The sequence below is a fragment of the Actinomadura logoneensis genome, from assembly GCF_003428695.1.
Lineage (GTDB): Bacteria > Actinomycetota > Actinomycetes > Streptosporangiales > Streptosporangiaceae > Spirillospora > Spirillospora logoneensis.
Window position 1 is genome coordinate 1 of the sequence record NZ_QURH01000049.1, and the last position, 4908, is coordinate 4908.

The following is a 4908-nucleotide window of genomic DNA, read 5'->3' on the forward strand; positions in this document are numbered from 1 at the left end:
GCCGCCCGCGCCCCGCGTGTCCCTCGGACCCCGCGCGTGCCTGCCGTGCGCGCCGCCGCGCGGACGGCCGCGCCCGCCGCCGCGAAATGTTCCGGAATGATCCCCTCGTGCGTGAACCCGACGGCCTTCCGGACCGTCGCATCGGGGTGAACCGAAGTGCTGGAGAGGTGACCAGGTGAGCGGCGAAACCCCGGGCTACGTCCCCCCGGACCACACGAGCACCGCGGAGTTCGCGGTCCGCAGGCCGGTCCCGTCAGGCCCGGCCTCCGCCCCGGACGACACCATGATCGACACCCCGCCGCCCGCCGACGCCCCACCCCCGGCCGACGATCCACTTCCGGCCGACGACCCGCTCCCGGCCGACGACATCCCGCAGCGGGCGGACGCGCCGCCTCCCGCCCCCGCCGAGACGATGACCGACTTCCCGGCGGCCCAGGCCACCCTCACCGACCTCCCCGGCACGGCCGAGGACGTCGACACCCTCCCCGAAGGCGTCGTGCCGGACCCCGTCCCGGCCACGGCCGGCGGGCCGTCCGACGACGACGTCGATCTCGCCTCCGTCACGGTCACCGACATTCCGATCCCCCGGCGCGACCAGCCCGAGGCGATCCCCTTCGGAGTGCCCGCGCCGAACGACACCGCTCCTTCGGAGCTCCCGGAGGCGACCGCGCCCGAAGGCCCGTCCGGTGAGGACGCGTGGGAGCCCGAGGCTCCTCGTGAACCCGCGGCTCGGGCGGAAGAGAACGGCCCGGCGGTCGCGCTCGGCGCGGAAGGGCTCCCGCCTGCTCCGGTCGGACAGAGCGCGGAGGGCGCGGCGTCCAGCCCGCCGCCACCCTCGGCAGGCCCGCACACCGGAGACCTGAGCGTGGCCAGGGGAGCGCCGGAGCCGAACCCCAGCGGAGCGTTCGGCATCCCACCCGTCCCGTACGCCGGAGGCCCCGGCGCGCTGGGCAACCCGGCCTCGCTGGGCGGTCAGGCTCCGCTCGGCGGCTCGGCCACGGGCCCCAGCCCGGCCCCACCGGCGAACCTGGGAACAGGTCCCAGCCCGGCCCCACCCGGGAGCCTGGGGACTGGACCCAGCCCCGTGCCGCCGGCGAACCCGGGAACAGGCCCCAACTCCCTCCCGAGCGGCGGCTCGGGCGCGGGCGGCGGTCTGGCGATGTTCAGCGGCCCGGCGGCGGGCGGTGGCGCGGGAACGGGCACGATGCCCGCCCACGGTTCCGGACCCGGTCGGCAACCCGGGAAGAAGAACCCCTGGGCCCTGGTGGCGCTCATCGCGGGCGTGCTCCTCGTCCTGCTCGGGGCGGGCGCCGCGTTCCTCCTCACCGGTTCGTCCGGCGGAGGCGCGCCGAAGGCCGCACCGATCGCCACGGATCCGGCGACGGCGAGCCCCGAGCCCTCGGACTCGCCGACGGACGCCACCACGCCGTCCGGCTCGCCCTCCCGGACGCCCGCCGGGAGCGACGGCGGCTCCCCGTCCGCGGCCCCCACCGCGCCCCCCACCGCGACGCCTCCCGCCTCGTCCCCCGGAGCGCCGCCTCCCACCTCCGGCGGAGACGGCGCGCCACCCGGCCCGGTCGTCCAGGGCAACGGCATCAGCTACCAGATCGTCCAGCAGAGCCAGGGCTACTTCGAGGGCCAGTTCACGATCACCAACCCAGGGAGCGCGCCGCTCCGGGGCTGGAAGATCACCTTCGACACGCCGCGCGCCGACGTCCACACGATCTGGGGCGCCGAACTCGTGCACGGCGGAACGCACGCGGAGATCCAGGGCACGCTCGCGGTCCCGCCCGGCGGGAACCTGACCGTCCGGTTCGGGGCGACCGGGCAGCCCGCCCGGCCGGAGCACTGCCTGCTGTCGGGACGGCCGTGCGGCTTCTGACCCCGCGCGGCGATTAGGCTGCTGAACATGCGAATCGCGAGGTTCTCCACCGGCGAAGGCATGTCCTTCGGGGTGGTCGAAGAGAACACCATCGCCGCCATCGCGGCGCACCCGTTCGGGGATCTGACCTTCACCGGGCACCGTTTCCCGCTGGCCGACGTGCGGCTGCTCGCACCGATCCTGCCCAGCAAGGTCATCGCGATCGGCAAGAACTACGCCGAGCACGCGCGCGAGATGGGCGGCGAGCCGCCCGCCGAGCCGGTGATCTTCAGCAAGCCGTCCACGGCCGTCATCGGCTCCGGCGAGCCCGTCGCCTACCCGGAGAAGCTGACCCGGCGCGTCGACTACGAGGGCGAGCTCGCCGTCGTGATCGGCCGCCTGTGCCGGGAGGTCCCGGCGTCCCGCGCCCAGGACGTCATCCTCGGCTACACCTGCGCGAACGACGTCACGGCCCGCGACCTCCAGCAGCGGGACGGGCAGTGGACCCGGGCCAAGGGGTTCGACACCTTCTGCCCGCTCGGCCCGTGGATCGAGACCGAGCTCGACCCGTCCGACCTGGCGATCACCACGCGGCTGAACGGCGAGGTGAAGCAGGACGCCCGCACGTCCCAGCTCACCCACGACATCCCCGCGCTGGTGGAGTACGTGACGCAGGTCATGACGCTGCTGCCGGGCGACGTGATCCTCACCGGCACCCCCGCCGGCGTCGGCCCGATGGGGATCGGCGACGAGGTGGCCGTCGAGATCGAGGGCATCGGCACCCTGGCCAACCGCGTCGTCGCGCGCGACTGACCCGCCGGCCGGACGCCTGGCCGCCTCTACCGTCGTCACGGCGTCCCCGGACAGCATCCGGGGACGCCGTACGCGTTCCCGCCACGGAGGACCAATGAGCTTCGACGGCTTCGACGAGGAGGCGTTCGCCTTCTACGAGGGGCTTCTCGCCGACAACAGCAGGGACTACTGGACGGCGAACAGGGCCCGCTACGAGCGACACGTCCGGGAGCCGATGCTCGCCCTGCTGGACGAGCTGGAGCCCGAGTTCGGGGCGGCCAAGCTGTTCCGGCCGTACCGGGACGTCCGGTTCAGCAAGGACAAGACCCCCTACAAGGACCACCAGGGCGCGCTGGTCTTCGACGGCAGCCTGTACGTGGAGATCGACGCCGACGGCATGGCCGTCGCGGGCGGCATGTACTCGATGCAGGGCGAGCGGCTGAAGCGGTTCCGCGCGGCCGTCCACGCCCCCGCGTCGGGCAAGGCCCTCGAAACGCTCCTGGACGACCTGCGGGGCGCGGGCATGGAGATCGCGGGGGAGACCCTGAAGACCCGTCCGCGCGGCTTCGACGCCGACCACCCCAGGATCGACCTGCTGCGCCACACCAGGCTCTACGCGCGGCAGGGCTGGCCCGCCGACCCGTGGATGGAGACCCGCGAGGTCATCGACCGGGTGGCGGACGCCTGGCGACGGCTGCGCCCCCTCGGCGAGTGGGCGCAGGAGCACGTCGGCCCGCCCGACTTCGGCCGTTGACCGCCCTCCCGGAGGCCCCGGCGGACGCCGCCCGACCGCCTCCGGGAGGGACGGCCCGGGGGTGTGCCGGGACGGGCGGAAGGGGCCGGTCGGGCGCCTGCGCTATTCGTTTTGGCACTCCTCCCAGACTCCTGTATTCTTTTCGAGGCGCGAGCGAAACGGAAGCCCGGAAGGGCCAAAGGGAAGCTCACGGCACTGGGGTATGGTGTAATCGGCAGCACGACTGATTCTGGTTCAGTTAGTCTAGGTTCGAGTCCTGGTACCCCAGCTGATCCCGATCTCGCGGAAGCGGATCGGTGTCGCGCAGGCCCCCGTCGTCTAGTGGCCTAGGACGCCGCCCTCTCAAGGCGGTAACGGCGGTTCGAATCCGCTCGGGGGTACGCAGTCAGCAGGTGAGAGCCCTGATCGCCGCACACGCGGTCGGGGCTTCGATCTTGTCGGGGAGCCTTTCCGGTGCGAACCGGTCGGAGGCCCGCGCGAGATCCGCTAAGCTGGCCGAGGCCGAGCGGGAGACCGCGAAGCCGAACGCAAGATCAGGCCCCCGTCGTCTAGTGGCCTAGGACGCCGCCCTCTCAAGGCGGTAACGGCGGTTCGAATCCGCTCGGGGGTACGCGCGAAGAACGAGGTCCCGGTCATCACGACCGGGGCCTCGTTTCGTTTTTCTCTGATCATTTGCCGACGCATTTCGCGGCGTCGTCCCGCCGTTCGCGGGCGCGCCGGGCGCGCCGGGCGGCGCGCCCGGAAGCGGCTCTCGCGGGTCGCGGCTCAGAACCGGCCCGTTCAGAACCGGCCCGTTCAGAACCGGCCCGTTCAGAACCGGCCCGTTCAGAACCGGCCCGTTCAGAACCGGCCCGTTCAGAACCGGCCCGTTCGGCCGGTCGAGGCGTGCGCGCGGAGCGCCGCGAGCGACGCGTCCGCCGAGAGGAGCGGGACGCGGCGCGGGCCTGAGGGGAACGTGAGCGTGCCGTCGGCGTCGATCGAGCAGGTGCGTCCGTGCGGCCAGACGCCGAACATGACGCCCACCGGACGGTGCTCCGGCCCGCGCCGCACCAGCGGCAGCACGACGTCGTCGTCGTGCCCGGGCGTGGCGATCCAGTACGTGGTGGCCACGCGCCGGCCGCCGGTCGGGCTGAGGTCGGGGTTGGCGTGCTCGGCGTCGCTGACGAGCATCTCCAGCTCCAGGTGCTCGATCGCGTCCTCGAGGAGCTCGCAGACGTGCAGTTCGGGCTCCAGGGCCGCGCGCAGCGGCTCGTCGAACGCGTCGCCGTAGAGCCGGTCCACCTCGGTGCGGGACAGGACGACCCGGGCGCGCGGGTCGCCGCCGGTGACCAGCTCGGTGAGGACGGCCCGGACGAAGCCGTCCGCGCCGTCCCCGACCAGGCCGACGCCGGACGGACGGGCCAGGTCGGTGGCGCACTTCACCGCCGCCAGGCGCGCGGCCTGGCGCGGCACCGCCACGCCCGTCGCCGGTCGCTCGGTCGCGGCGGGCGCGGGTCGTTCG

4 protein-coding genes and 3 tRNA genes are annotated in these 4908 nt (G+C 73.8%); 6 read left to right on the top strand and 1 reads right to left on the bottom strand.

Annotation, left to right across the window (positions count from 1 at the left end):
• Positions 1-175 precede the first annotated feature (175 nt).
• The 6 genes from DZF91_RS02685 to DZF91_RS02710 all read left to right on the top strand — a co-directional run bounded on the left by DZF91_RS02685 (position 176) and on the right by DZF91_RS02710 (position 4017).
• Positions 176-1882, top strand: a complete 1707-nt coding sequence (locus DZF91_RS02685) for a cellulose binding domain-containing protein (protein ID WP_117355927.1) — start codon at positions 176-178, stop codon at positions 1880-1882.
• Between the two features lie 27 nt (positions 1883-1909).
• Entirely contained in the window at positions 1910-2674 is a 765-nt protein-coding gene (locus tag DZF91_RS02690) for a fumarylacetoacetate hydrolase family protein (RefSeq protein ID WP_117355928.1), read from the top strand.
• 94 nt (positions 2675-2768) lie between these two features.
• Positions 2769-3407 carry a DUF2461 domain-containing protein gene (locus DZF91_RS02695; RefSeq protein WP_117355929.1) on the top strand — a complete coding sequence of 213 codons (639 nt, stop codon included), beginning with the start codon at positions 2769-2771 and terminating at the stop codon, positions 3405-3407.
• 196 nt (positions 3408-3603) lie between these two features.
• A tRNA-Gln gene (locus DZF91_RS02700) sits at positions 3604-3675 on the top strand.
• 39 nt (positions 3676-3714) lie between these two features.
• Positions 3715-3787 (top strand) — tRNA-Glu (locus tag DZF91_RS02705).
• Positions 3788-3944: 157 nt separating this feature from the next.
• Positions 3945-4017, top strand: a tRNA-Glu gene (locus tag DZF91_RS02710).
• Positions 4018-4262: 245 nt separating this feature from the next.
• Here DZF91_RS02710 and DZF91_RS39345 read toward each other — a convergent pair.
• The coding region (locus DZF91_RS39345; RefSeq protein WP_199486357.1) for a hypothetical protein at positions 4263-4908 on the bottom strand (646 nt) is incomplete at its 5' end.

Coding starts and splice junctions, on each gene's coding strand:
- DZF91_RS02690 (WP_117355928.1), top strand. CDS start 1,910: ATGCGAATCGCGAGGTTCTCCACCGGCGAAGGCATGTCCTTCGGGGTG.
- DZF91_RS02695 (WP_117355929.1), top strand. CDS start 2,769: ATGAGCTTCGACGGCTTCGACGAGGAGGCGTTCGCCTTCTACGAGGGG.